Source organism: Sediminibacillus halophilus (assembly GCF_900103695.1).
GTDB classification, from domain to species: Bacteria; Bacillota; Bacilli; order Bacillales; family Amphibacillaceae; genus Sediminibacillus; species Sediminibacillus halophilus.
The window spans coordinates 508,607-534,210 of sequence record NZ_FNHF01000003.1 but is presented as its reverse complement, the minus strand read 5'-3'; the positions used below and the strand labels follow the sequence as shown (position 1 = coordinate 534,210).

Genomic DNA, 25,604 nt, shown 5'->3' with positions numbered 1-25,604 from the left:
AGCTTATTCCTGTGCCGCTGCTCCACCAACGATTTCCGTGATTTCCTGCGTGATGGCTGCCTGACGCGCACGGTTGTAAGACAACGAAAGATCGTCAATCAGATCATTGGCATTGTCCGTAGCACTTTGCATAGCAGTCATCCGGGCAGCATGTTCACTTGCTTTTCCGTCCAGCAAAGCACCATAAAGCACGCTTTCCGCATATTGCGGCAACAGTACTTCAAGGATTTCTTCCTGGTTCGGTTCATACTCATAGCTGCTCAGCTGCTTGCCTTCCGTACTAATATTTGTCAAAGGCAGCAGTTTTGTTGTCGATACTTCTTGCGAAATTGCACTTACATAATGGTTGTAATAAATATTCAACTCATCTATTTCTTCATCGATGTACATCTGTACGGTCTCCGAAGTCAAATCTTTTATGTCAGCAAAATTCGGCTGGTCGGCCAGCCCGGTGATTTCCCTGGCAATTGGCATATCCCGTTTCGCAAAGAAATCTCTTCCCACACGGCCAACCGCAATTACGATATACTCATCTTTCGATTGATGCCTTGCCTGAATATCACGATATACTGTCCGCAGGATACTGCTGTTATATGCCCCCGCCAAACCGCGGTCTGACGTGATGACAAAATAAGCAGTCCTTTTTACTTCCCTTGCCTGCAGCATCGGATGCTTGGGAACATCGCCGCCATTAGCAATGCTTGCAACGACTTCCTGGATCTTCTCGCTATATGGTACAAACGATTTTGCATTTTGCTCTGCTTTATTCATTTTCGAAGCAGATACCATTTGCATCGCGTTGGTGATTTGCTTCGTTTTCTTGGTCGAGTTTATCCGAGTTTGGATATCCCTAAGTGAAGCCACGCTGTCTCACCACCCTTTCTTCAAAGGTTCACGCCGGAATAGAATGTATCTGATTCCGAGCGTCCTCTTGCCTTCTGTATCCTAAGCTTATGCAGATACTACAAAGCTCTTTTTGAATTCTTCGACAGCATTGTTCATATCTTCTGCTTCCGCAAGTTTTCCTGTTTCGCGGATGGTCTTCAGCAACTCCGCTTTGTTGTTGCGAAGCCATTCGTGGAACTCACCTTCGAAGCGTGTAATATCTTCGACCGGAATATCATCGAGATATCCTTGGGTCAATGCGTAAATGATCATAACCTGGTTTTCTACTTTCAACGGTTTATGCAGTCCCTGCTTCAACACTTCTACTGTGCGTGCACCACGATTCAGTTTTGCCTGAGTGGCTTTATCCAGGTCGGATCCGAATTGAGCGAAAGACTCCAGCTCTCGGTAAGATGCCAGGTCAAGACGCAACGTACCGGCTACCTTTTTCATCGCCTTGATTTGTGCGGAACCGCCGACACGAGATACTGATAAACCTGGGTTGATCGCCGGACGTACACCGGAGAAGAACAAGTCCGACTGCAAGAAAATTTGTCCATCGGTGATGGAGATAACGTTTGTCGGAATGTATGCTGAAATGTCTCCGGCCTGTGTTTCAACGAAAGGCAATGCGGTTAAAGAACCTGCGCCTTTGTCGTCACTTAGCTTGGCAGCACGTTCCAACAGACGGGAGTGCAAGTAGAAAACATCCCCTGGGAATGCTTCACGGCCTGGCGGACGGCGAAGCAAGAGAGAAAGTTCACGATAAGCAGCCGCTTGTTTGGACAAGTCATCATAAACTACAAGTACATGCTTGCCGTTGTACATGAATTCTTCGCCCATGGTAACACCTGCATAAGGAGCCAGGTATAGAAGCGGTGCTGGCTCAGATGCACCAGCAGATACGACAATGGTATAATCCAACGCACCGTATCGGCGAAGTGTTTCGACAGTCCCGCGTACAGTCGAATCCTTCTGTCCGATGGCTACATAAATACAAATCATATCCTGATCCTTCTGATTGAGGATCGCATCGATTGCGACAGTTGTTTTACCTGTTTGACGGTCCCCGATGATCAGCTCACGCTGGCCGCGGCCGATCGGTACAAGGGCATCGATTGCTTTGATTCCCGTTTGGAGCGGCTCATGAACGGATTTACGATCCATGACTCCAGGCGCCGGAGATTCGATTGGACGAGTTTTTCCCGTTTCGATCGCACCTTTTCCATCTACCGGCTGACCGAGTGGATTGACGACGCGTCCAAGTAATTCCTCCCCTACAGGCACCTGCATAATACGCCCGGTACGACGTACTTCGTCTCCCTCACGGATATCTTGATATGGTCCCAAAATGACGATACCCACGTTGCTTTCTTCCAGGTTTTGCGCCATTCCCATGACACCGTTGGAGAACTCGACAAGTTCACCAGCCATAACATCGTCAAGACCATGAGCTCGGGCAATCCCGTCCCCGATTTCAATTACTGTCCCAACATCATTGACTTCTATATCAGATTGATAATTCTCAATTTGCTGTTTGATCAGCGCACTGATTTCTTCAGCTTTAATGCTCATGCCATTTCACCCCTATCATCAATTATTTCGCGGATACGATATTCCGTTCGATTCGCTCGAGCTTGCCACTGATGGTTCCATCATAGATCGTGTTGCCAATCTTTAGTCTGACACCGCCGAGAATCGACGGATCGACGATATTGGTGATCTTCAACTCGGTTTTACCAAGTTTTTTGGCAAAAACTTGAGAAAGCTGTTCTTTTTCTACTTCGGACAATTCCCGAACAGAATAAACGCTTGCTTCCGCTATCCCTTTCACATCATGTACTAATTCGATAAAGTGACTAATTACGGATGGAATGAGTTCTTCGCGATGGCGGTCAACGAGCAATGATAATGTATTGACAACATCGGAAGAAAAATCCTTAAACGTCTCACGGATGAGTTGTTTCTTTTTCTCATTATTAACCCTTGGATGCTTCAGGAAAGGTAGTAATTCTTTATTGTTTTCGAACACTTCTTGTAAAATGTAAAACTGCTGTTCAAGCTGATCGACGGCGTTTTTTTCTTCTGCCAGTTGAAAAAGAGCATCTGCATATCGTTTGGCAACTATTGCTTCACTCATCGCTCTTCTCCTACCTCTTTGAGATATTCATTGATCAATTGCTCTTGATCCTGGGCATTGATCTCTTTTTCAATTACCTTGCTGGCGATTTGCACGGACAAGGTAGCAACCTGGTCTTGCAATGCTTTGATTGCTTTCTCTTTTTCCTGCTCGATGTCTTCCTGTGCAGAAATTTTGATGCGCTCCGCTGTTTCGCGAGCTGCTTCTATGATTTGCTGTTCTTGCTTTTGACCGGCTTTTTTCGCGTCTTCAATAATCGTCTGCGCTTCCTGACGAGTGTTTTTCAACTCTTCAGCAGCTTCGCGTGACGCACGCTCTGCCTCGGCACGGTTCTTTTCTGCCGTTTCGATTTCACTCGCTATATGGTCTTCCCTTTGCTTCATGACATTCATCAACGGGCCCCATGCAAACTTGCGCAAGAGGAGCAATAATACAATAAAGAAAAACAACTGGGTTATCATGTCTCCCACTAGGAGACCACCCGGCCCAGCATTAATGATCAGCCAACCTGTGTATTGCACAGCATTCACTCCTTTCATCGTCGGTAACCGGTTTATTCGTCAACATTGCTAAGTTTCTTCGAACGTAAAGGAAAGGCGAAAGTTCAAATAGATGAACTTCGCCAATGTATTTAAGTTTTATCTTAATGTTTTGTTACATGACGATAAGCGCGATTACTACCGCGATGATCGGCATCGCCTCAACTAGACCGACACCAATGAACATGGTTGTCTGCAGGGCGCTACGTAATTCTGGCTGACGAGCGATCCCCTCTACTGTACGACTTACAATCAAACCGTTACCAATACCTGCGCCTAGTGCGGCTAGTCCTACTGCAATTGCAGCTGCTAAAGCTCCCATAATAAAAATCCTCCTCTAAAATATATGAATTTAGTTAATTCCTGATTTTTCAGTATTTCATAAGTAAGACGTCCGGATTGTCCGGAACTTCCCGTTTACAAAAAACTGATTCGGGGTCCTCTCTGCCTGTTTGAATAAAGCAAGCAGCGGGAATACCCTTAGTATATAATTTTTAATGGTCCGAGCTCACTTTGTGAGACATGTAAACCATTGTCAACATAGTGAAAATAAAGGCCTGGATGGCTCCAATAAACAAACTGAATCCTTGCCATGCCAGCATCGGAATTGCTCCACCAAAGAATCCCAACGCACCAGAAGCGGTAAGGCTCGCCAGTAAACCTAAGAGAATTTCCCCTGCATAAATATTACCGAAAAGACGAAGACCAAGCGTCAACGTATTCGAGAATTCTTCCAGCAGTTTGATCGGGAATAAGAATGGCAAAGGACGGAAATAATCTTTTCCGTATTCCTTCACACCCCTCATCTTAATTCCATAGTAGTGTGTCAGGACGATTACCATGGTCGACAATGTCAGTGTGATGCCTGCATCCGATGTCGGTGACTTCCACCAAAGATGGTGCTCTGAGTCCACTGCCATGAAGGCGACACCGAGAAGGTTGCTGACAAAAATATAGGTGATCAGCGTCAGGCCTAACGGAAGGAATGTTTTCCCCGTTTTCCAATCCATCGTATCTCCAACAATCCCTTTCACGAAATCGATGACCCATTCCATGAAATTTTGGAGACCGGTTGGCTTCATCTGCAGCTTTCTTGATGCGGCGACCCCAAGGATGAAAACAAGGGCGGATGCGATCGCGATCATCAAAACGTTGGACAAATTGAAATCAAGCCAAGAGATTCCAAAAACGTCCTCGAGTAAGGGTTTTTTATGATCCAAATTTCTTCACCTCTCTTCCCAGCGCTAATCTTTGACTCTAAATATTGCAAAATCTATCATAATGACAACATAAACTGTCATTAATCCAATTAACACACCAATAAGATGGAAATATTCTTCAAACTGAAGGGCGATAAGCACAGCTGCCGCGGCTGCTGCCAATCGGGAAAAGGTACCAATACCTTTGGTAGAACGTTGTTCAGCTGCTGCTTTGCCGAACTGCTGGATCTTTCTTTGCATAAGCCATAGGTTGTAAAAGCCTATCACTGTTCCAAGGAGAAGTCCGAGGAAGATACGCGGATACGGAGTGAAAGCCGATCCTAGTACCAATAGTGCGAGAAGGTAGAACATCCATTTGCGTTGACGGGTTATCATATATTCGTATTGTTGCATGCTTTGTTCCCCCGTAGTGAAGATGCTTAGATATTTTAAATGGATGTTTCTTTATGTACCGGCTCCAATTCAAGGCCAATTCAACCCATTGAACGATTGTCGGAACTTGTGGAAATCAGCTTGGTTATATCCTCCATTCAGATGATAGATTTTCCAAACCGATTAAAGTGCAAAAAAATTTTGTCGATTCCGGCAAAAACTTTTTACAACTGTCCTGTTGATCAGGTCAGTTTGTACTCATGTTACAAGCTATACAGGTTTTAAACAAGGAATAAGCTTATTAAAAATGAAGCTTATGAAACCCTTACCATTCCACACTAGATTAGCATACAATAGGGGTAGTCCAATGTCAATCGGTTTCCCGGAGAAAGTAAAATTTGGAAAACCTTCCACGAGAACACTCTTAACCAGTACACTCCTCTTTATTATATAAGAAAGAAAATAGAGACAAAAGCGACAAATTTGTGACAATTCTTTAGAGTCGCGAAATTCGAAACATAGCCTGGGCGACAGGATTGAGGTCATGGTATTGGGGTCTGGTATTGGGGTCAGGCCCCACAGAAAGCTAAGGTACCAAATCAACGAGTATCGATACTTATGGGGACTGACCCCCTACGGAGTTTCATTAAATTATTCGCCTAACGGGGACACACCTTGTACGATAAAAACCCCGCCATTGAGGGTTCTTATCGACAACCATGCGTTTGTCAGCCGTTTTGGGGTCAGGCCCCTTAACCAGCAGCTCATGTAAAGAGGGACAGGCCCCGGTGATTGTAAAAAGGTGTCTGTTCTTAAATTTCCTGTTAAGGGGGGCCTGTCCCCTGGTTTTGACTGTCTCCGGGTTGTTATTCGATTTGCAGGGTGGTTGGGTAATTGTATTGGTGATCTTTATCGGTTTTGACGATGATGTTCGCCAGGTATTGGCCTTGTTTGCCAATTTCGTGTTTATCCAATACGCCTTCAATCAGACCTGGTTGTTGGTCTTGTAGTTCCAAGACGGTACGGTCAAACCGGAGGGTAGACGGGTTATAAAGGTCGATGGTCAATTCTTCCGCCCCTTCCGGGAGGTACATACGGTACTGATATTGGTCATCGGTGAATGGCTTTAGAGCAAATTCCATTCCCATCGCTTTTGGGTACTCGGCTTCGTTTACAAGAAACAAATATGGAAGTTGATACGTCTCTTTTCCCTTTTCACGTTGCAGCGTCAGCCAGCCTTGATGGATTCCGTTCTCCAACAGGGAGCTTGTCACCGACAACGTAACCGGTATCTCTTTTTTCTCTCCTGCTTTGACCGTGACAGTCTTTGGCAATTCCCATCTCAAGCCTCGCTCCTGCTTTGGAATATCAAACCGGAACTCCTGCGGTTGATCAGAAATGTTTTCTACCACCAGTTCATACGTACCTCTCTGTTTTCTCTCATCGATTTTCCCAAAAGACAGAAGCGGGTTATATAGGATTGTCTCCGTATTAATAGCGGCGTCAATCTGCATCCGGCCCATGCCTTGTACAATCGGTTCATATCTGTTTCCCTTTTCATCGTTTACCGGCAAAGCAGTCGTCAGCAGTGCCCCCTTCAACTGATCATGACTCCAATCTGGGTGAGCCTGTTTCACCAAAGCAAGGCCACCAGCAACATGCGGTGCTGCCATACTTGTCCCCTGCAACTCCTGGTAACCACCTGGTACAGTGCTAGTGATGGCTGCCCCGGGCGCCACAATTTCAGGCTTAATTTCCCAGTTGACAGTGACAGGCCCTCTCGAACTGAAGGACGCCATTAAATCCTGCTCCTTCTGATAGTTTGTTTCCAACCAGGTTTCCTGTGCGGCTGCATTTTTCACAAGCCATTGACCATCAGCTTGTGAAATGGACGCAACCGGAATATTTATTGGCTCCTTTCCATCATCTATAGAGCCCACAAAACTGCCTTTTTCGTTATTATAAATCACCACAGCTTCAGCCCCGGCTTTCTCTGCTGCCCGGGCTTTGTCGGCAAAGGGGACTGTCCCTCGTTCGATCAGTACCATTTTCCCTCTGGCGTCCTCGATTTTTCCGTTTTCTAGTTTCCGGTGGACAATCGGATATTTTTTTTCGAGCTCCCAGGGGACTGACCCCATAAACAAATTCAAATCGATCTTTTTATCGTGGAGCTGGTCATACAAAGAGGGGGTGGTCATAGGGGGCGTGGAGGCCCCGACCGAAATGGCTTTATCCGACGTGGCCGGTGATCCAACTGTCCAGTTTTCCGGTCCTTCGTTTCCATTCGCCACGACCACCGATACCCCTTTGTCAATGGCGCGGTTGACCGCAGCACTTGTCGGCCAGTCCGGGCCATTCACCGAGCTTCCAAGCGACATATTGATAATATCCATGCCATCTTTCACAGCTTTTTCCAAAGCCGCGATGACTTGTACCGATGTTCCCATTCCGCCTGGACCGAGTGCACGATAGCCATAGAGCTCGGCGTCTGGTGCTACTCCTGACATGTTGCCACGGGCAGCAATAATACCAGCTACATGACTGCCGTGTATGGTCGGCATCCCTTGCTCTACCTTGGTTTCCATCGGATCATCATCCAGGTCGACAACATCGAATCCTCCTTGATAGCTTGCAGCCAGGTCAGGATGTGTATAATCGATTCCCGTATCGATCACCCCTACTTTCACACCCCTTCCGGTGTACTTGCTCCCGGCCTCCGATTGAAAAAAGGACCCCTGTTTTAAAAACTCTACACTGTTTTCAGCAGTGGCTTTATAAGTCTGTACGGGGTAGCTTTTGCGCACAAAGTCTTCTGTTTCGATTTTTTCCAGCTGGTGTGCTTTCCCGCGAACCGCCAGTCCGGTAAAAAGGGTATCGTACACCTGCAAGACTTCTATAAAGGGATGATATTTTTCGATGAATTCCTTGTATGCATGAGGATCGCCGTCAACCTCGACGATGAGGGACTGGGATTCTTCGGTTTCTGCCGAGGGTTTTGTGGAGGGGATAATAGACAGCAGAATGGCGAGGACAAGAGCGCATGCAATATGTTTTACCATGAATGATTCTCCTCTTTTTCCCGTTAGTATCTGTTGGTTGATGCAGAATCATGCATATGGAAAGTTACATGTACCAGAGCTTACACAAAACGGCACACCATCTGAGTCAGGGATGTGCCGTTTGATTTAAATTTGGAATGGTGCTGGCCGCTCTTTCGTCTGCCCAAAATAGTAACGAATCGCTTCGGCTATTCTGGCCGAACCTTGTCCATCTCCATATGGATTGGACGCTTTGGCCATTAGAGCATGGGCTTTTTCGTCCGATAGTAGTTCATTGGCCATACGAAAGATGTTAACTTCATCCGTTCCGGCGAGCTTCAATGTTCCAGCCTGGATACCTTCCGGGCGTTCGGTGGTATCGCGAAGGACTAGAACCGGAACCCCGAGAGATGGTGCTTCTTCCTGGACCCCTCCGGAATCAGTTAAAATCAGATGGGCGTGGGCCGCGAAATTATGAAAGTCGACCAAACCGAGCGGTTCAATCAGTTTTACTCGCTCATCATTTCCGAGTATTTCGACGGCCGTTTCCCTGACTGCCGGGTTCAAGTGTACCGGGTAGACAACCTGAACGTCATCATGCGCTTCGACGAGCCGCTTGATGGCACGAAACATTTGCTGCATATTACTACCCAAGTTTTCCCGTCGGTGGGCAGTCATCAGCACTAACCGTTTACCGTTAAGCTCATCGAGTGTCGGACTCTTATAATCATCTGCAATCGTTGTTTTCAAAGCATCGATTGCTGTATTCCCTGTAACAAATATCCTCTCTTCCGGCTTGTTTTCCTGGAGCAGGTTTTGTTTCGCCTGTTCCGTCGGGGAAAAATGCAAGTCAGCCATGACCCCTGTCAACTGTCTGTTTATTTCTTCCGGATAAGGTGAGTATTTGTTCCAGGTCCGAAGCCCTGCCTCTACGTGGCCTACGGCAGTTTGATTATAATAGGCAGCCAACGAAGCGGCAAAGGTTGTCGTCGTGTCTCCATGCACGAGTACAATATCTGGATTGGTCTGTTTGATTACATCATCAAGGCCTTCAAGTGCCCGGGTCGTAATTTGAGCCAGCGTTTGCCGTGATTTCATGATATTCAAATCGAAATCAGGTGTAATTCCGAAAATATCCAGAACCTGATCAAGCATTTCCCTGTGCTGAGCAGTCACGGTCACAATCGTTTCGAATTGCTCAGGGCGTTTATTGAGTTCCAGGACAAGCGGCGCCATTTTTACCGCTTCCGGCCGGGTACCGAAAATCATCATTACCTTGATCGGTTTTGTCATGCTCGCTTCTCCTTACCTTTCGGGTTTATTTTGTACCAAACAACCGGTCACCTGCATCTCCTAGCCCTGGTACGATGTAACCTTTTTCGTCTAGTTTTTCATCCAAAGCAGCCAAGTAAATATCGACATCCGGATGTTCCTTCTTAATAACTTCCACACCTTCAGGGGCAGCAATCAAGCACATTAATTTAATATTTTTCGCTCCGCGCTTTTTCAAGGAGTGAATCGCATCGTTTGCAGAACCGCCAGTGGCCAACATTGGATCGATGACGATCAATTCTCGTTCTTCGATATCCGAAGGCAGCTTGATGTAATATTCTACTGGTTTCAATGTTTCCGGATCACGATATAGGCCTACGTGTCCGACTTTAGCTGCAGGAATTAAACGAAGGATCCCGTCGACCATTCCGAGTCCTGCACGAAGAATCGGAACCAGGCCGATTTTCTTTCCGCTCAACGTTTTTGCTTTTGCTTTGGTGACAGGAGTATCAATCGTAATTTCTTCTACAGGCAGATCTCTGGTGATTTCAAAGGCCATTAATCCGGCAACTTCATCTACGAGTTCGCGAAATTCTTTTGTCCCTGTACTATTCTTACGTATGTAGGTTAACTTGTGTTGAATCAATGGATGATCCAGTACATATACATTTCCCACGTTCCGATCACTCCTTTGGTATTTTTGCATCCTTAAAATTGTACTGAAAAAACAGCCAGCTTTCAAGGGAACATGTCATTCCATGTCGATGTTTTTCCGATTTCATACAAAAACCATCATCACGCTGGATGATGGGTCGTTTATTGTTGAGTGTCTTTTTCATGGATAACTTCCATTATTTTTTGTTTTATTTCAAGCCTGCATTCAGCCGATAGTGGATCCTGACGAGGATCGATATGCCGGCCACGAACCAGAAACCCATCAAACGTAAATAAATCGTTGAACTCTCGATGCTGCGCAGCGTCGTATCCTTTGATATGCAAGTTGTAGCCGTCGGCCGTTTCAATCACTCCACCTATCGATACAACGTTTTTCTCATTCATGCTATAACCCTCCTAACAAGGGTATACCCTAAACAAGTCATTTTTAAAAGTTAATTTTCTGCGTGAAGTTTTGGAACGGCAGAAGAAGTTCTCTGTCTATTATCTTCCGTACTTCTAAGTATGCTCATGACAACAACTGTTAGCCTCTAGGTTATCTAATTAGAAATAACCAATTCTTTAATGCTATGTTACCTCATCATTCAGTAGGAAAAAAACTCTCTAAAATCGACGCACCCACACGGAGACAAGGCTCGCAGACTAAACCGAAAAAGCATGAGCTGAGGATCCACTTGGTTAAGCGGTTTTCTTTCCCTAGTTAACAGAAGCCGCGCTCGCGGAAAGCGAAGAACCTTACCGGAGTGGCTACTAACACCTCCCTTGGAGAAAATGAGAATAGTGCATCATTTATCAAATTCATTCGTTGGGAAAAATAAAAAGAAAACCGAACGGCTCGAATAGGTGGTTACCCCCAAAAGTTAGAGTTTTATTATGTAGTTAATTGGCTGGATTGAATTCGGTATTCGACTGGACTCTATCCGGCCAATCTTGCTTTTGAACGTTCATTGTTATACCAGTAGATATATTCTTCAATCCGTCCCTTTAATTCTTCATAGCTTACCAAGGCTTCGCCATAATACATTTCTTGTTTTAAAATGCCAAAGAAGTTCTCCATTAAAGCGTTGTCTGCACAGGTTGCTTTACGGGACATGCTTTGGAATATATTATTTTCTTTTAATGTCCTTACCCACTGGTTGTGTTGGTAATGCCAGCCTTGATCGGAATGGATATTAGTGGTGCGATAGGTCGCACGAGTCTTTAGGATCTCTACCGTTTCTTTTAAGGGCTCCATGACAAGATGCAATGTTGGACGTTTATTTATTCCAAAGGCAACAATTTCCCCATTACAAAGGTCCAACATCGGATTTAAATACAACTTTCCATCATCTAGACATTTGAATTCTGTAATGTCGGTTACGATTTTTTGAAAAGGGATAGGTGTGCTGAAACGGCGGGATAACCGGTTTTTCGCCACTTTTCCTATGTGTCCTTTATAGGAATTATATTTACGTGACTTCCGTATGAATTTCACACATTTCAATCCTAGCTCCCGCATCATACGGTACACTTTTTTATGGTTGATGGAATGGCCTAATTTCTTTAATTCGGTAGTGATCCGTTTATATCCATAGCGTTCATGAAATTTCTTAAATAAGCGTGTAATCAGTTCCTTTAATTCTGTGTCCGGGTCTTCTTTCCAAAAGTTTTTAACATGATAGTGATAGGTTGCTTCCCGAATGCCCACAACAGGAAAGATATCTCTTAATCGGAATCCTGCTTTTTTGAGTTCGAATGCCAACTTTGCTTGTGCTTTTCGTGGAAGGCAGTCGGATTTTCCCGAAAAGCTTTCAGCTTTTTTAGATACGCATTTTCCAATCTTAATAATTCATTCTCCCGTTCCAACTCTTTTTCACGTGTTATCTTTTTTTCTTTCTTTTTCTTTTGGTTATCGGATTTATTAGACATAGAAGGTCGCCCCTTTGATTTTGGTTCCAGGCCTTCTGTCCCTTGTTTCCGGAACGCTTTCATCCAACGTGCAATTAAAGAAGGATTATTCATATTAAAGTGAATAGCAGTATCTGAATAAGAAGCACCTGTGTTTAAGATAAATTGTATCGTATCTAATTTAAATTGAACAGCGTACACCTTTTTCGTCTTCTTTCTTACTAGTCCATCCATTCCTTGAGACTCATAAGCTTTCACCCATTCATAAATAGGGGAATAGCTATCCATATGATTTTTTTTGCCAAAGCTCTATACCCAATGTGACCATCTACATACTCGGTGGTTAGCTTTACTTTAAATTCTTCGCTATATTTAACCATTAAAACACCCCCAAAAGTTAGTTTTTTCACTCTAACTTTTGGGGGTCGGTACCATAGGTGTTTTCGAATCATCGTTCGGTTTATCTTTAGTCACTATGCATTTGTCCCAGCCACTTGGTTTTGCATTATTGATATAGTGGGAACTTATCGGTTAATGCTTTTACTCGATCCTTCGCTTCTTGCAACTTCGCTTCGTCGTCATGATGCTTTAACGTAAAAGCGATGATGGAGCCTAATTCATCCATTTCTTCAAGTCCGAAGCCACGGCTGGTTACAGCTGCCGTTCCAATCCGGACGCCAGAGGTCACGAACGGACTTTCGGGATCAAATGGAATCGTATTTTTGTTGGTAGTCAATCCGACTTCATCCAATGCTTCCTCAGCAACTTTCCCTGTCAATTCCAGGCCGCGCACGTCCAATAAAAGCAAGTGGTTATCCGTACCGCCGGAGACAATTCGGATCTCCTCCTTTTGCAAGGCTTCACCAAGTCGTTTTGCATTATCGATGATTTGTTGGGAATACGTTTTGAAATCTTCCTGGAGTGCTTCTTTGAATGCCATCGCTTTTGCCGCAATGACATGCATCAATGGACCGCCCTGCATTCCCGGGAATACGGACTTATCAATTTTTTTGGCGTATTCTTCTTTGCAAAGAATCATGCCGCCGCGAGGGCCGCGCAAGGTTTTGTGTGTAGTGGTCGTCACAAAATCAGCATATGGAACCGGATTGGGATGAAGACCTGTTGCTACCAGGCCGGCAATATGGGCCATGTCGACCATTAAGTAAGCACCGACTTCGTCCGCAATTTCGCGGAACTTTTCGAAATCAATCGTACGTGAATAAGCGCTGGCACCGGCAACAATCAATTTAGGCTTTAACTCTTTCGCTTTGGCAAGAACACTATCGTAGTCGATCTGTTCTGTTTCTTTGTCAACGCCATATTCTTCAAATTTATAAAGCTTTCCGCTGAAATTGACAGGACTGCCGTGGGTAAGGTGCCCGCCATGGCTAAGATTCATCCCAAGCACCGTGTCACCGATTTCCAAGACTGAAAAATACACGGCCATATTAGCTTGTGCACCGGAATGCGGCTGAACATTCGCATGGTCAGCTCCAAACAGCTGCTTGGCACGGTCACGGGCAAGATTTTCTGCCACATCTACATATTCACAACCACCATAATAGCGACGTCCCGGATACCCTTCCGCATATTTATTGGTCAAGACAGATCCTTGTGCCTCCATAACTGCCTCGGAGACAAAATTTTCTGATGCAATTAATTCAATTTTGTCGTTCTGCCTTTTTCTTTCGTTTTCAATTGCTTGGAAAAGCTCCTGATCCTTTTGTTTCACATGTTCCATTGCCGTATTCCCCCTTGATTTGTTGGAATTTGTTTGGTGCGGGTTTAGAGCTTGCGGACAACATGCGCAAAAACAACTGGTAGGGGAATGCGCGCTTCCCCTTCACAGCTCCGCTTCATTTTTTCCCTCACATGTACAGACCGCTTTTCGCTCTGCCCAATCTATCAAAATAGTAACATTAATCAGTCACAGAATACACCCGAATCGTCTTGTGGATAGACAGCCCGTTCGCCACCAATTAATTTCGGACGGGTCCGCGCCATCGTCACCCTCGCATTTCCGGCAGCACGCTGCTTAAAGCGCAAAGGAACCGCTACCTTGCGCAAGTGCATCCCGATCATCGTTTCCCCTATATCCAGACCGACATCGGCGGAAATTGTTTCGGCAAGCACAGGCTGGTTCATTTGCTTATAAGCATAAGCCGCCATGGAACCTCCCGCTTTCGGGACAGGAACTGCTGTCACTTGCTGATAGCCACGTTGGATTAAGGTATCCTGTTCTACAACAAGGGAACGATTCAAATGCTCACAGCATTGAAAAGCCAACTGAACCCCGGCCTCCCGTTGCAGCCGCTGCAGTTCAGCAAAAATGACTGCGGCCACTTCTTCACTTCCAGAAGTGCCGATACGCTTCCCGGCAACCTCGCTAGTGGAACAGCCGACAACAAACAACTGCCCCTTCCGCAAATAACCGGAAGCCAGCCACTCATCGACAATCGCACGTATCTCCTGTTTCAATTGATCCACCATAATGCACCCAGCCTCCTGTCTAAAAAAGGGTAATCAAGGGGACTGTCCCCCATCCCTTTAGAGTATTAAAGGGTTTCGTTTGTTTCATATTTGGTAATTTTTCCTATTCTGTTGGCGTGACGACCCGCTTGAAAGTCTGTTTCCAGCCAGGTTTTGACGATTTCTCGTGCGAGTCCGGCGCCGATAACCCGTTCACCGATCGTGATCATATTCGAATCGTTGTGTTCCCGGGTCGCCTTGGCACTGAAAACATCGTGTACAAGTGCAGCCCGGATGCCCTTCACTTTATTAGCTGATATCGACATGCCGATCCCTGTTCCGCAAATAAGGATGCCTTTGTCAAATTCCCCGCTGGCAACCCGCTCCGCAGCAGGAATCCCATAGTCCGGGTAATCCACCGAATCCTCACAATCACAGCCTATGTCTTCGAATTCTATTTGCATTTCCTCGAGGAGGGAACCGATTTCCTTGCGCAGGTTCATTCCACCATGGTCGGAGGCCAAAATCACTTTCATTATTTACGCTCCCTTCTCCATTTTTGTGCTCAATCGCACTGGTTGTTTCAGTGGGACAACTTCTTCTTCTTTTATTTTGAACTGGTGAATTTCCTTTTTCAATACTTTGGCTTGATCTTCCAAAGAAGCAGCAAGCTGCTCAACACTCGCAATGACTGCAGACTGCTCATTGATGATCGCCGTCATTTCCTCTGCACTGGCGGAAGTTTCCTCCGCAATGGCCGAAACTTCTTGTGACTCAACCGACGTTTTTTGAATAGCCTGCAGCTGTTCATCTACCAGCCGGGAAATCTCCTCAATGGTAGAAGCAACCTCATTAATCGATACGGACATCGTATTGATCGCTGCATTGGTTTCTTCGCCCTTCTCTGCTTCCGTCCGGGCAAAAGTCACCTGGTCGGTGATTTGACTGACAACTTGTTGTACATCTGTCTGAATGGTGGCGATAAGCTCGGATATCCCTTGAACAGCCTGTGTACTTTGGTCAGCAAGCTTTCTTACTTCTTCTGCCACCACTGCAAATCCTTTTCCATGTTCCCCTGCCCGTGCTGCTTCAATAGATGCATTCAAAGCAAGCAGATTCGTCTGTTCTGAAATATCTCCAACCATGCCGATAATATTCTCGACTTCCTGGGCGTTCTTTTCAAGACGGGTGACATCTTCCAGAGAATTTTCCTGCTCCTGGGCCAATGACTGAATACCTGACACAAGTCTATGTATGACCGCCTTACTATCACTTAACTTTGCAACCATGTCCTGGGAATTTTTCCGGGATTGGTCGGCTTTGTTCTGGACTTGCTGGGCCAGTCTGGTTGATGCTTCGATCGATTCAGCCGTGTTTTGGATTGAATTAGACGAATTTTCCGCTCCGGCGGAAATATGCTGGATCGCCTCTTCGATTTCTTTCGTTTGGGCGGCGGCACGCGAAGAAACCGTTTTGATTTGTTCTACTTTATCGTTGGTTTTTGCGAAATTGTTTTCGATTTTATGAATGATTTGCTTCAAACTTCCAAGCATTGTATTGAACGCAAACGACAGTGAATGGATTTCATCCTTGGATTTGGGAAGCTCCACTTCCTTCGTCAAATTCCCCTGTGCTGCTTCAACAGCCACTGATTCCAGCCTGGTCAACGGGCGCGTGATAAAACCGGCCGCTGCATAGGCCAAAATGCCAGACCATATGATTCCAAGGGCCAAGGTGGCCATGACAAACCAAAATTCTGAAATAGGAACGAGGGTTTGAATATAATCATATAAAAGATACATGAATACGGCGCTGATCGAATAGGTAATTAGGGCAAGCAAAGTCGTAAACAAAACCAATTTCCAGCGCAAACTGCCTTTTTTCGTCTTTTCTTCCATCACATTCCCTCCACTTTTCTGATGCACAAACCAAGACGGCTTTCTCCCGATACCATATTGAGCCGGTTTTTCCCAGTTACCGCACCTTATTAACAAGCTTCTTTATCTATTGTCTATCTTTTTGGCCAGTAGTTCAATATACTTTTCGATTTCCTGCAAAGTTTCTTGATACGTGTTCAAATTTCCGCCAAAAGGATCGGATATGTCGAAATCCGGCAGGCTTGCCTCCAGCTGCTGGATGTGGGTGATTTCTTGTTTTAGGTGGTGATGGAGTTCTGTATCAAGCTTGTGCGGATCTACGGTTTTCCCCTTTTCTTTCATGAATTTTGCCCGCTTTTCCTCTAAATCGGCATAGGCTTTCTTTAACTGGTCCCACGTATCCCCGTCTCCCTCCAATACATATTCCTTCAGCGTGTACAGCTTCTCACTAAAAGAAGGGTATTGCATGGCAAGGGACTGTTTGTGTTGGGATGTCATGGTCAGTACCAGGTCTGCCCAGTTCAGCAGCTGCACTGTTACCGGCTGCGATTGGTGATCCAGATTAATGTTCTTTTCCCCCAATACCTCGATCGTACTATGGGACGCCTGCTGTCCAGTTCCTGCAAAAATCCCGGCAGACTGTACCTCGACGCCCGGCAGCTTGTCCCGCAGCAGCGCTTCCGCCATTGGGCTTCTACATGTATTACCCGTGCAAACGAACAGTATCTTCATCTTTTTTACCTCCAAATAGGAAAGGAACAGGTATTCCGGCAGCTGTCCTTCCAATGTTACTAATATATCATACCTTTTTTCTTGCTCCATTATATCATTTAGCCCCACATTCCCTATGAAAAACTTTCTTTATGAAAGATAGGTGGAATGAATAAAATAGCTTTATTTACGAAAAAAGCCGTCTGCCGTGTAGTCGGCAGACAGCCTGCTTTGTTCAGACTAACCAAAAATAATTTTCAACCCGAATGCACACAGGATGCTTCCGCCCAGAAGCTCGCTGTAAACTCCCATCAGTCCTCTAGCCTTCCTTCCAAGCAGCAAGCCGGACCAAGTCAATATCGCACTGAACCATCCGAACAGGACAATCGCCAGAAAAGTGCGGACACCCGACATTCCCAAGCTCAAGCCAACCGAAAAACTATCCAGACTGACGCTGATTGAAAATAATATAAGTCCTGCACCAATCGGCTGGATCAACTTTTTATCTTCCCGGTTGAAGGAGGATAAAAGCATCTGCACACCAAGTGCGAACAATAGCAGTCCACTCCCCAAAATTGCGAACCCCTCGATTTTGGTGGAAATGAATTTCCCCACCCCGATTCCCATAAACGGCATCAACATATGAAACAAACCCACTGTGACGCCGATAATAAAAATCCGTTTCAGCCTCAGGTCCTGCATCCCCATCCCAAGACCAACTGAAAATGCATCCATCCCCAAAGCCGCAGCCATAAAAATCAACGAAATATACTCGCCGATATTCACACCAGACATCCCGCCAACCCCTCTCCGGACATGCTATTCCACTATATGCCAAAGAGACAAGGTATATTACCCGGAATTGGACAGGGAGATAGAGTTCGGATATCTGGACCAGTCAGATTCAAAGCAAGTTTCACAGTCAGCAGATCGGAGTCCGACCCGGGATCCGGGGTCAGTCCCCACCGTAAGTCAAATCCCGGCCATACCCCTAATTTGGCCCTCGTTGGGGACTGACCCCAAAATAGCTGATTTGATTGACTAATGCTATTGAGTGCTATTGGGGGGACTGACCCTCGACGGAAAAATCCTTGATATATCAGGTTTCTGCTAAAACAATCAGCTTTCTGGGCTTGTTTGGGGACTGTCCCCCGACATATCGGATCGGCCACTACATTCGGTAGTTGAATTAAAGGAGGGACTGTCCCCACGATGCAACCAGATTAGCGCTGTTCTGGTCCAGGGGACTGTCCCTCCTTTTTTTTAGAATTGGTTGATTTTTTTGGTTGCTGCTTTTTGGAGTCGGTTCATGATTGCATGGCCGACTCCTGTTTCCGGGAATGTTTCGCAGAGAATGATGTCGACATCTGATTTTTTGAATGAGCGCAGAGCGTCGTATAAGTGCGCAGCCACTTCATTCAAGTTGTCCCGTGAGCCGCATACATTGATATGGTCTGCATTCAATCCTGCCGCTAATTCTTCGCTGGCGATTATCCCGACTTTATCTCCAGCCTGGAGATGTACATCAATTTGCTCCTGCATAAAGGAAGGGTCACCGTCCACAAGCCACATCGGCGCTTCTGGGGCATAATGGGTATACTTCATGCCTGGCGCACGTGGTTTATCAACAGCTCCGTCCTCCGGTAAATCTCCTCCTGCAGATGCAAGTGCCGGATCGACCATAACACTTCCCACAACTTCCTCGAGCTGTTCTCGCGTTACTCCGCCAGGACGTAGAATAATCGGCATTACTCCGGTACAATCCACCACGGTCGATTCAACGCCAACTCCTGTTGGACCTCCATCCAGGAGTCCAGCAATTCTGCCTTGCAGGTCTTCATAAACATGTTCCGCTGTGGTCGGACTAGGCCGGCCGGACTTATTGGCACTTGGGGCCGCCAGCGGAAGCCGACAAGCTCGAAGAAGCGCTTGAGCCACCGGATGGTCTGGAATGCGCACCCCAATTGAGGGAAGTCCTGCTGTTACATTTTCCGCAATTGTACCGTTACTTTTCAATATCAGCGTCAATGGACCGGGGGTAAAGGCTGCCAACAGCTTTTCGGCAACTTCCGGAACTTCTGTTACATACTCATCGACTTGATTGCGATCCGCTATATGGACAATCAACGGATTGTCAGATGGACGCCCTTTCGCCCGGAATATTTTATCCACGGCATCTGCCTCTTTTGCGTTCGCTCCCAATCCGTAGACTGTCTCTGTCGGAAAAGCCACTACTTGATTTTGTTCCAGCAAGGCTGATGCTTCTTCAATTGCCTGGTCTGTTTCTTTGGTTATTTGATCGATTCTCCATACCTTCGTATCCATCACGGTTACTAACTCCTTTAATTAATCAAACGTTTGATTAGTACTATACCCCTTCGAGAATTTGCTTATCAACAATTTATCCACATTATGAAACTTTTCTGGCAATTCTGCATTATATTGTGTATAACCCCGTAAAAGCCAGCCAAAAACAATACAATCCCTGTTAAAAACATATTGCAAAGGGATTGTATTGCCTCATTTTATTGATAGAAACAAGGAGTATAGGCCTACTAACAGCTCTACTACACACGAAAAACTCATACCGACGACCTGTACGACGAGTTATCCACCACTCTCCACAAATTATCAACAGTTTTTATTAACAGCTGTGCATAACCTCTGTTATAACACAGTAATTGTTAATAACTCCTGTGTTTATCCCCAGGGGCAACTAGCCAAGACATTGCAACGTCATTTCCATCCCTGGATACCAACAGCCTTTTTTTCTTTTCCCAAATAGTTCCTCCACCAGTTCCCCTCCGGCAGTACATGCCCTTCGGCAAAAGACGGAAAAGCAGCTTGTTCAAATTGCAACAGCACCAGTAACGTATCGAGGGCTGGCTGGTGACTGTAAATGTACACACTATCGGCTTCCTTCTCCCCGGCCAACGCCATCGCCGTCTCCAACACAGTCCAAGGAAAAGAAGATGGCACTCCTTCTTTAATGTACAGGCTTTTCAGCCAAAGAACCTGCCCCTCTATAGGAAGCAAGGCGAAAAAAGCTTTGTACTCTCCTTGGACTTCTATCAGAAATCCATTTTCCTTCAAGTTTTGTTTTCCGCGAAAAGTTTCCCATGATCCAGCAAAAAAACGCTGTAGCACCTGGTTATCCAACTTGTTTGTATGAATCAGTTTCATCCGTACACTCCTATCCCGTTTCGGTAATCGGCTCTTCTGACAGGAACCGCTGTTTAAACTAGTCTATGAGTGATAGATGCGTGATATGATAGATTTAACTGAACCATTCTAATAAGAAAAATTTCACTTTTACTTCCTTTTCTTCCTTCGGCTCTGATTTTTCCGCGTCCTCTTGAATTTCTTCTTCTGGATCTGCGACAGTGGAACCATCTGCAAAGTCGAGAAAGCACAACGGCGGAAACAATACACACCACCAGTTTGCACCTTTTCCGGCTCCGAGCGTAATCAGAATCGCTTCATACTCGCCAGCGGGATAAACATAGGAACCATATACTTTATCCGGAAACGTCACATTACTTCCATACTCTACTTGATAGGTTTGATCTGAACCTTCCTCTTCCAGCACTTGCTGAACGATAGCTTCTATTTGGGGAAGCTTCTCCCGGATCAACTCTCTCGCTTCTTCTATATCGGAAATGTCCCTAACCCATTTTGTAATATCGGCATTGACCCGGTCGCGAATCAAGCGCTTTAAAGCCTGGTCGCTATCGCTATCGCTGTTCGCCAAAATTCTAAGTCGGATCGCTTCGTCCGGTATGACTTGATAACCGGATGCATCCGTTTGTCCTAACTGCCCAAGCCCTTTTGTTGGGAAAAAACCGATCAACGCTAAAAATATAAGTAAATAGATAAAATAATTGCGCATTTCTCCTGCCCCTTTCGCTAACTGTTTAACTCCAGTATGGACAGAGGCAGAAGCTTTTAAACTCTCAATCTACTATTTTTATACCTGTTACTCGCTAATCTTTGCAAACACCATACGGTCCTTGCCATTGATGTCTTTTCTTACTTCGATAGAAGCTCCGGAAAACCTGCTCCGAATCAATTCAGCAACCTGCTCTCCCTGCTGATGCCCAATTTCAAAAGCTATAAGCCCCGGACTGGCAAGGAGATAACAAGCCTGATCAATAATTTTGTAGTATGCAGCCAAACCTTCTTTCTCGGCAAACAAAGCTAATGCAGGATCGAAATTCTTCACTGTCTCATTAAGAGAAGCTTTTTCCTGATGAGCAATGTAAGGCGGGTTGGAAACGATGATGTCCACCTGCCCTTGAAGTTCTACTACTGACTGTAAAAAATCACCTTGTTGAAAATCAATTTCGGCTCCCAGTCTGTCTGCGTTTTGTTTCGCTACTTGCAAAGCCTGTTCGGATATATCCGTGGCAGCTACTTCCCATGATGGTTTTTCCAACTTCAGGGTGATGGCGATTACCCCGCTACCGGTTCCCACATCTACGAGTCGAACAGACTCTTCTCCAAGCTCCCTGGCATATTCCAGAACACCGAGGACCAATTCTTCTGTTTCCGGACGGGGAATCAAGACATGCTTATTAACGAGGAAATCGCGAGCGTAAAATGCCTCCGTGCCAGTCAGATGCTGGACTGGTATTCCTGTTTCACCATGCGCTTCCACATCTGCGATAAACTGATCATCCGTTTCCTTTGGTAATAATTCACGCTGAGCGGCTAAAAATCCAGCCCGCTCTAATCCTGTGTGATACTGCAACAAAATCTCGGCAACTCGCGGTTCCCGATCATGCTCTTGTAAAAAAAGAGAAGCCCAGCGAAGGGCTTCATTGATTGTACGTCGTTGTGCTGTCATGTCATTCACCGATTTGTTCCAATTTTTTGGTTTGTTCTTCCATCAATAAAGCATCGATGATTTCGCCGACTTTCCCCTCCAAAATCTGGTCGAGCTTCTGGATCGTCAAGCCGATGCGATGGTCCGTCACCCGATTTTGTGGAAAATTATAGGTTCGGATTCGTTCCGAACGATCTCCTGACCCTACTGCCGACTTTCTCGTTTCATCGTATTCCGCTTGTGCCTCTTGCTGGAACTTATCATAGATTCTGGCACGCAAAACTTTCATGGCTTTTTCCTTGTTTTTAATTTGCGATTTTTCGTCCTGGATCGATACCACGATTCCTGTAGGCATATGAGTCAAACGCACGGCAGACATTGTCGTGTTGACGCTCTGGCCACCAGGACCGCTGGATGCAAACGTATCGACACGGATATCCTTCTCATGGACATCGACTTCCACTTCTTCGGCTTCCGGCATAACGACCACTGTTGCAGTGGACGTGTGAATCCTGCCTCCTGATTCGGTTTCCGGAACACGTTGCACGCGGTGGGCGCCATTTTCAAATTTGAGTTTGGAAAAAGCACCCTCACCATTAATCATGAAAATGATTTCTTTATAACCTCCGACGCCTGTCGTGTTGGCTTCCATTACATCAATCTTCCAGCCTTCCGATTCAGCATAACGGGAATACATACGGTAAAGGTCGCCGGCAAACAGGGCAGCTTCGTCGCCGCCAGCAGCACCGCGGATTTCCATGATGACGTTTTTGTCGTCGTTCGGATCCTTCGGCAGCAAAAGAATACGCAACTGTTCTTCCAGCTCTTCTTTCCGCTGGGAAAGCTCGCTGATTTCTGACTTGACCATATCCTGCATTTCTGTGTCCTGTTCCTCTTCCAGCATCACTTTAGCATCGTCCAGCTGGGTAGTCACTTCTTTATATTCACGGTATGCCTGAATGACATCTTCCAGGCCGGATTGTTCTTTCGAATATTCACGCAGCTTTTTCGTATCACTGATTACTTCAGGATCACTTAGCAATTCATTCAATTTATCGTAACGGTCTTCCAAGGATTGCAGTCTGTCTAACACTTCATCCACCTCTTTCTCCTTAACAGTATAATTATAGTACAGGAGAAAAACCCCGTCAAAAAAAGCTTGGCAGCGATTTGACGCGGATCACCAATTTTTGCGATGTCACCTGCTCAGCGTGACATCCAGCCGTCAAGCAATTCAATCAGGCCCATTCCCAATGCCAGTGCAGGACCTAACAGAAAAATACCGGCAAGCAAATATAAAATAGCCTCCCACAGCGGGTGGCGCCGCTTGCGAGGTTCTTCTTCTATTTTCTGTTCCAGTTCGGTCAATCGCCGATTAAGGCGATTTACTTCTTCGGCCAACTCCTGTTCCGAGTGATTTTCCATGTCTGATCCCCCTTGACAGCAATATTGCCAACCACAAAGCTTCTTTCTATGTTATTTTAACATAACAGCATTGGCCTGCTGTCCCTCACCCAGTTAGAATTTTGTTTATAAAGGCACTAAACCCGTTTCCATTCCTATGTAAAAATCAAAAGAATGGCACGGATTCCCCATCCGAACCCGTGCTTTCCCGACCACTAGATCAATCAACGTATGAACACCCGCACATGGTAATTCCCATTAACCTGGTCATCGACCGACCGCCGAATTTGATTAACTTTCGCCATTTGCTCTCCAGAATTAAAGTCTCCCTGTAAAACAGCATCGATTCTAATCTCTTCGTCCAATATTTCCACATTTTCCACCGTCACATCATCGACCGATTCGGCCGCCTGGACGATCGCCGCTCTGCTAGTGTCCTGGACAATTTCGCGGTCGCCATATTCATCGAAAATCCTCGGCTGGGTGCCCCGCAATTGGATATACCCTTCTTCCGTCGTTTCCACTTCTTCCCCCTGCGGCATACTCCCTTGTTCCTGTCCATTATTGCCTGTTCCACATGCATTCAGTATTGCCAAACAAAAGATGGCCGTCAATATTCTATACATACCCAACCTCCATGCTTTTTCCCTCCATGCTTTTTCCTTAGCATGCTTCTGCGGCACAATAATATCCGCTCCCTTCGGGTGTCGATTCAAGAAAGAAGCAAGAATCCAGTAGCAGAGGAGGAATGCCACCAGTTAGACCATCTTTAGTTCGGCATTTTGATTATGAAGGGTAGGCGGCGAAGAACCGCGGGAATGAGCACTGAGCAGCACGAATTCACGTAGACTCCTGCAGGATTATTGGCCATAGCGAGACCCCACAGGCGAAGTCGAGGAGGAGCACGGAACATCCGCGGAAAGCGAAGTGTTTTCGTGCTGCGGATTTTCCGGATATACTCTTACTTACCCGCCTAATCCCGTCTTCTGATACATAGAAAACAGGATGCCGAAATGGCATCCTGTCTTGAAATCATTATTTCGTTGTCGGAAAAGCTTCAAGGTTTAGCGCTTGCCTGGGCCGGTTCGGCACTTCGTGGTGATGGCGGCAGCGAGGCTCGTACGACTCAGAAGCGCCCACCAAAATGATGGGATCGTCATAGGAAGCAGGCTTATCATCGATCAGACGCTGTGTTCTGCTTGCCGGAGACCCGCAAACCGGACAAATCGCATTAAGCTTTGTCACCGACTCGCTCAACGCCATCAATTCCGGTACTGGGCCGAACGGTTCACCCCTAAAGTCGGTATCAAGTCCGGCAACAATGACTCGATGGCCATGATTCGCCAATTCATCGACAATGCCGACAATCTCTTCATCGAAAAACTGAACTTCGTCGATACCGATTACATCAACATCTGCATCGATATACTCAAGAATATCAGCTGCTCTATCGACCGGACGGGCCAAAATCGACGTTCCGTTGTGGGAAACAACCGATTCCTCGGAATAACGACTATCAATGGCAGGCTTGAATACCCGGACAGATAAATTACCATATGTAGCTCGGCGTACCCTTCGTATCAATTCCTCCGATTTACCCGAAAACATGCTGCCGCAAATCAGCTCTACCCATCCACTTTGTTTCATTACATACATCAACGGGACACTCCCTTCAAAATTGCAAAGACACTGGATCATCTTACTGCCGAAGTTCTTCCTCTATTTACATAGTTATTGCCTTGTTCATCTATTAAAAAACGTTCTTTTCGTTTTGTTTCAGTAATAATTGCACCCATCCTGCTACAATACAAAGTAAAAAAACAGGCAAAAAGTTAGACGATTTGCCTGTTTTTCATAGTTATCTTTGGTTTTTCCACCAGGATGTTCCCCTGATGAGGATTAACCAAGGTTATATTTTTTCTTGAATCGATCGACACGACCGCCAGCTTTATCCGCTTTTTGCTTACCTGTGTAGAACGGGTGAGAAGCTGAGCTGATTTCCACGCGGATCAACGGGTAAGTGTTGCCGTCTTCCCATTCGATTGTTTCTTCAGAAGACTGTGTAGAACCGCTAAGGAATTTGTAGTCAGAGCTAGTATCAAGAAATACTACTTTTCTGTATTCCGGATGAATTTGTTCTTTCATGTTCTTTCCACTCCTTTTGCCCTGAATCCTTTGGAAACAGAGTTATTGTAAGCCCGCAATCCGAATACGAACCGAAAAGAGGCGTCAGAATGTCCGTCCATTAGGACAACAATCTTTTCTAAGCTCACATAGACTGATTATACCA

The 25,604-nt window shown here is 45.8% G+C and carries 28 protein-coding genes; all 28 read right to left on the bottom strand.

All coding sequences use genetic code 11. From position 1 onward, the window contains the following. Positions 1-3: 3 nt before the first annotated feature. A complete protein-coding gene (gene atpG, locus BLR82_RS13030) occupies positions 4-864 on the bottom strand; it encodes an ATP synthase F1 subunit gamma (protein WP_074599894.1) in 861 nt (286 codons plus the stop codon). Positions 865-951: 87 nt separating this feature from the next. Further along, the gene (gene atpA, locus BLR82_RS13025) at positions 952-2,460 is read right to left on the bottom strand and encodes a F0F1 ATP synthase subunit alpha (protein WP_074599893.1); all 1,509 of its coding nucleotides are present in this window, start codon (positions 2,458-2,460) and stop codon (positions 952-954) included. 22 nt (positions 2,461-2,482) lie between these two features. Then, complete coding sequence (locus BLR82_RS13020; RefSeq protein ID WP_074599892.1) at positions 2,483-3,025, bottom strand: F0F1 ATP synthase subunit delta; 543 nt, start codon at positions 3,023-3,025, stop codon at positions 2,483-2,485. Next, positions 3,022-3,486, bottom strand: a complete 465-nt coding sequence (gene atpF, locus BLR82_RS13015; RefSeq protein WP_425440903.1) for a F0F1 ATP synthase subunit B — start codon at positions 3,484-3,486, stop codon at positions 3,022-3,024. Before atpF ends, BLR82_RS13020 begins: the two co-directional genes overlap by 4 nt. Positions 3,487-3,679: 193 nt before the next feature. After that, entirely contained in the window at positions 3,680-3,886 is a 207-nt protein-coding gene (gene atpE / locus BLR82_RS13010; RefSeq protein WP_026570770.1) for a F0F1 ATP synthase subunit C, read from the bottom strand. A 172-nt stretch (positions 3,887-4,058) separates the two neighbouring features. Beyond that, entirely contained in the window at positions 4,059-4,784 is a 726-nt protein-coding gene (gene atpB / locus BLR82_RS13005; protein WP_074599890.1) for a F0F1 ATP synthase subunit A, read from the bottom strand. A 24-nt stretch (positions 4,785-4,808) separates the two neighbouring features. Next, positions 4,809-5,177 (bottom strand): ATP synthase subunit I, encoded by a 369-nt coding sequence (locus BLR82_RS13000; protein WP_074599889.1) that lies wholly within the window; start codon positions 5,175-5,177, stop codon positions 4,809-4,811. An 845-nt stretch (positions 5,178-6,022) separates the two neighbouring features. Further along, positions 6,023-8,215, bottom strand: coding sequence for a S8 family serine peptidase (locus tag BLR82_RS12995; RefSeq protein WP_074599888.1), 2,193 nt, complete (start codon positions 8,213-8,215; stop codon positions 6,023-6,025). A gap of 126 nt (positions 8,216-8,341) precedes the next feature. Next, positions 8,342-9,487, bottom strand: a complete 1,146-nt coding sequence (wecB, locus tag BLR82_RS12990) for a non-hydrolyzing UDP-N-acetylglucosamine 2-epimerase (protein WP_074599887.1) — start codon at positions 9,485-9,487, stop codon at positions 8,342-8,344. Positions 9,488-9,512: 25 nt separating this feature from the next. Further along, positions 9,513-10,142: a uracil phosphoribosyltransferase gene (gene upp / locus BLR82_RS12985; protein ID WP_074599886.1), complete on the bottom strand. Its 630-nt coding sequence runs from the start codon at positions 10,140-10,142 to the stop codon at positions 9,513-9,515. Positions 10,143-10,282: 140 nt separating this feature from the next. Next, positions 10,283-10,525 (bottom strand): hypothetical protein, encoded by a 243-nt coding sequence (locus BLR82_RS12980; protein ID WP_074599885.1) that lies wholly within the window; start codon positions 10,523-10,525, stop codon positions 10,283-10,285. Between the two features lie 532 nt (positions 10,526-11,057). Next, positions 11,058-11,882, bottom strand: a complete 825-nt coding sequence (locus BLR82_RS12975) for an IS3 family transposase (protein WP_083334844.1) — start codon at positions 11,880-11,882, stop codon at positions 11,058-11,060. Next, positions 11,846-12,262 carry a helix-turn-helix domain-containing protein gene (locus BLR82_RS12970; protein WP_175486807.1) on the bottom strand — a complete coding sequence of 139 codons (417 nt, stop codon included), beginning with the start codon at positions 12,260-12,262 and terminating at the stop codon, positions 11,846-11,848. Before BLR82_RS12970 ends, BLR82_RS12975 begins: the two co-directional genes overlap by 37 nt. Positions 12,263-12,533: 271 nt before the next feature. Further along, the gene (locus BLR82_RS12965) at positions 12,534-13,769 is read right to left on the bottom strand and encodes a serine hydroxymethyltransferase (protein WP_074599883.1); all 1,236 of its coding nucleotides are present in this window, start codon (positions 13,767-13,769) and stop codon (positions 12,534-12,536) included. Between the two features lie 182 nt (positions 13,770-13,951). Further along, a complete protein-coding gene (locus tag BLR82_RS12960; protein ID WP_074599882.1) occupies positions 13,952-14,518 on the bottom strand; it encodes a TIGR01440 family protein in 567 nt (188 codons plus the stop codon). Positions 14,519-14,583: 65 nt separating this feature from the next. Then, complete coding sequence (gene rpiB, locus BLR82_RS12955; protein ID WP_074599881.1) at positions 14,584-15,033, bottom strand: ribose 5-phosphate isomerase B; 450 nt, start codon at positions 15,031-15,033, stop codon at positions 14,584-14,586. Positions 15,034-15,036: 3 nt separating this feature from the next. Continuing rightward, positions 15,037-16,395, bottom strand: a complete 1,359-nt coding sequence (locus BLR82_RS12950) for a methyl-accepting chemotaxis protein (protein WP_074599880.1) — start codon at positions 16,393-16,395, stop codon at positions 15,037-15,039. 102 nt (positions 16,396-16,497) lie between these two features. Beyond that, positions 16,498-17,196 carry a low molecular weight protein arginine phosphatase gene (locus BLR82_RS12945; RefSeq protein WP_342721580.1) on the bottom strand — a complete coding sequence of 233 codons (699 nt, stop codon included), beginning with the start codon at positions 17,194-17,196 and terminating at the stop codon, positions 16,498-16,500. A 129-nt stretch (positions 17,197-17,325) separates the two neighbouring features. Further along, positions 17,326-17,880: a manganese efflux pump MntP gene (locus BLR82_RS12940; RefSeq protein WP_074599879.1), complete on the bottom strand. Its 555-nt coding sequence runs from the start codon at positions 17,878-17,880 to the stop codon at positions 17,326-17,328. Positions 17,881-18,348: 468 nt separating this feature from the next. Continuing rightward, on the bottom strand, positions 18,349-19,410 hold the full coding sequence (locus tag BLR82_RS12935) for an L-threonylcarbamoyladenylate synthase (RefSeq protein WP_074600084.1): 1,062 nt from the start codon (positions 19,408-19,410) through the stop codon (positions 18,349-18,351). A gap of 411 nt (positions 19,411-19,821) precedes the next feature. Further along, entirely contained in the window at positions 19,822-20,268 is a 447-nt protein-coding gene (locus BLR82_RS12930; RefSeq protein ID WP_074599878.1) for a hypothetical protein, read from the bottom strand. 94 nt (positions 20,269-20,362) lie between these two features. Continuing rightward, entirely contained in the window at positions 20,363-20,974 is a 612-nt protein-coding gene (spoIIR, locus tag BLR82_RS12925; protein WP_074599877.1) for a stage II sporulation protein R, read from the bottom strand. An 87-nt stretch (positions 20,975-21,061) separates the two neighbouring features. Next, positions 21,062-21,931, bottom strand: a complete 870-nt coding sequence (gene prmC / locus BLR82_RS12920; RefSeq protein WP_074599876.1) for a peptide chain release factor N(5)-glutamine methyltransferase — start codon at positions 21,929-21,931, stop codon at positions 21,062-21,064. Position 21,932: 1 nt separating this feature from the next. Then, on the bottom strand, positions 21,933-23,003 hold the full coding sequence (prfA, locus tag BLR82_RS12915; protein WP_074600083.1) for a peptide chain release factor 1: 1,071 nt from the start codon (positions 23,001-23,003) through the stop codon (positions 21,933-21,935). 113 nt (positions 23,004-23,116) lie between these two features. Further along, positions 23,117-23,335 carry a hypothetical protein gene (locus BLR82_RS12910; RefSeq protein ID WP_074599875.1) on the bottom strand — a complete coding sequence of 73 codons (219 nt, stop codon included), beginning with the start codon at positions 23,333-23,335 and terminating at the stop codon, positions 23,117-23,119. Positions 23,336-23,538: 203 nt separating this feature from the next. Further along, a complete protein-coding gene (locus BLR82_RS12905) occupies positions 23,539-23,940 on the bottom strand; it encodes a hypothetical protein (RefSeq protein WP_139186959.1) in 402 nt (133 codons plus the stop codon). A gap of 409 nt (positions 23,941-24,349) precedes the next feature. Further along, positions 24,350-24,970, bottom strand: coding sequence for a thymidine kinase (locus tag BLR82_RS12900; protein WP_074599873.1), 621 nt, complete (start codon positions 24,968-24,970; stop codon positions 24,350-24,352). A gap of 243 nt (positions 24,971-25,213) precedes the next feature. After that, the gene (locus BLR82_RS12895) at positions 25,214-25,459 is read right to left on the bottom strand and encodes a type B 50S ribosomal protein L31 (protein WP_026570790.1); all 246 of its coding nucleotides are present in this window, start codon (positions 25,457-25,459) and stop codon (positions 25,214-25,216) included. Positions 25,460-25,604: the final 145 nt, after the last annotated feature.

Coding starts and splice junctions, on each gene's coding strand:
- atpE (WP_026570770.1), bottom strand. CDS start 3,886: ATGGGAGCTTTAGCAGCTGCAATTGCAGTAGGACTAGCCGCACTAGGC.
- BLR82_RS13020 (WP_074599892.1), bottom strand. CDS start 3,025: ATGAGTGAAGCAATAGTTGCCAAACGATATGCAGATGCTCTTTTTCAA.
- BLR82_RS12905 (WP_139186959.1), bottom strand. CDS start 23,940: ATGTATAGAATATTGACGGCCATCTTTTGTTTGGCAATACTGAATGCA.
- BLR82_RS12950 (WP_074599880.1), bottom strand. CDS start 16,395: ATGGAAGAAAAGACGAAAAAAGGCAGTTTGCGCTGGAAATTGGTTTTG.
- BLR82_RS12895 (WP_026570790.1), bottom strand. CDS start 25,459: ATGAAAGAACAAATTCATCCGGAATACAGAAAAGTAGTATTTCTTGAT.
- atpA (WP_074599893.1), bottom strand. CDS start 2,460: ATGAGCATTAAAGCTGAAGAAATCAGTGCGCTGATCAAACAGCAAATT.
- BLR82_RS12965 (WP_074599883.1), bottom strand. CDS start 13,769: ATGGAACATGTGAAACAAAAGGATCAGGAGCTTTTCCAAGCAATTGAA.
- prmC (WP_074599876.1), bottom strand. CDS start 21,931: ATGACAGCACAACGACGTACAATCAATGAAGCCCTTCGCTGGGCTTCT.
- BLR82_RS12980 (WP_074599885.1), bottom strand. CDS start 10,525: ATGAATGAGAAAAACGTTGTATCGATAGGTGGAGTGATTGAAACGGCC.
- BLR82_RS12930 (WP_074599878.1), bottom strand. CDS start 20,268: ATGAAACTGATTCATACAAACAAGTTGGATAACCAGGTGCTACAGCGT.
- rpiB (WP_074599881.1), bottom strand. CDS start 15,033: ATGAAAGTGATTTTGGCCTCCGACCATGGTGGAATGAACCTGCGCAAG.
- spoIIR (WP_074599877.1), bottom strand. CDS start 20,974: ATGCGCAATTATTTTATCTATTTACTTATATTTTTAGCGTTGATCGGT.
- BLR82_RS12940 (WP_074599879.1), bottom strand. CDS start 17,880: ATGTCTGGTGTGAATATCGGCGAGTATATTTCGTTGATTTTTATGGCT.
- BLR82_RS12945 (WP_342721580.1), bottom strand. CDS start 17,196: ATGGAGCAAGAAAAAAGGTATGATATATTAGTAACATTGGAAGGACAG.
- BLR82_RS12960 (WP_074599882.1), bottom strand. CDS start 14,518: ATGGTGGATCAATTGAAACAGGAGATACGTGCGATTGTCGATGAGTGG.
- BLR82_RS12935 (WP_074600084.1), bottom strand. CDS start 19,410: ATGGATACGAAGGTATGGAGAATCGATCAAATAACCAAAGAAACAGAC.
- BLR82_RS12970 (WP_175486807.1), bottom strand. CDS start 12,262: ATGGATGGACTAGTAAGAAAGAAGACGAAAAAGGTGTACGCTGTTCAA.
- BLR82_RS12910 (WP_074599875.1), bottom strand. CDS start 23,335: ATGGAAAATCACTCGGAACAGGAGTTGGCCGAAGAAGTAAATCGCCTT.
- BLR82_RS12995 (WP_074599888.1), bottom strand. CDS start 8,215: ATGGTAAAACATATTGCATGCGCTCTTGTCCTCGCCATTCTGCTGTCT.
- wecB (WP_074599887.1), bottom strand. CDS start 9,487: ATGACAAAACCGATCAAGGTAATGATGATTTTCGGTACCCGGCCGGAA.
- BLR82_RS13000 (WP_074599889.1), bottom strand. CDS start 5,177: ATGCAACAATACGAATATATGATAACCCGTCAACGCAAATGGATGTTC.
- BLR82_RS12900 (WP_074599873.1), bottom strand. CDS start 24,970: ATGTATGTAATGAAACAAAGTGGATGGGTAGAGCTGATTTGCGGCAGC.
- atpF (WP_425440903.1), bottom strand. CDS start 3,486: ATGATAACCCAGTTGTTTTTCTTTATTGTATTATTGCTCCTCTTGCGC.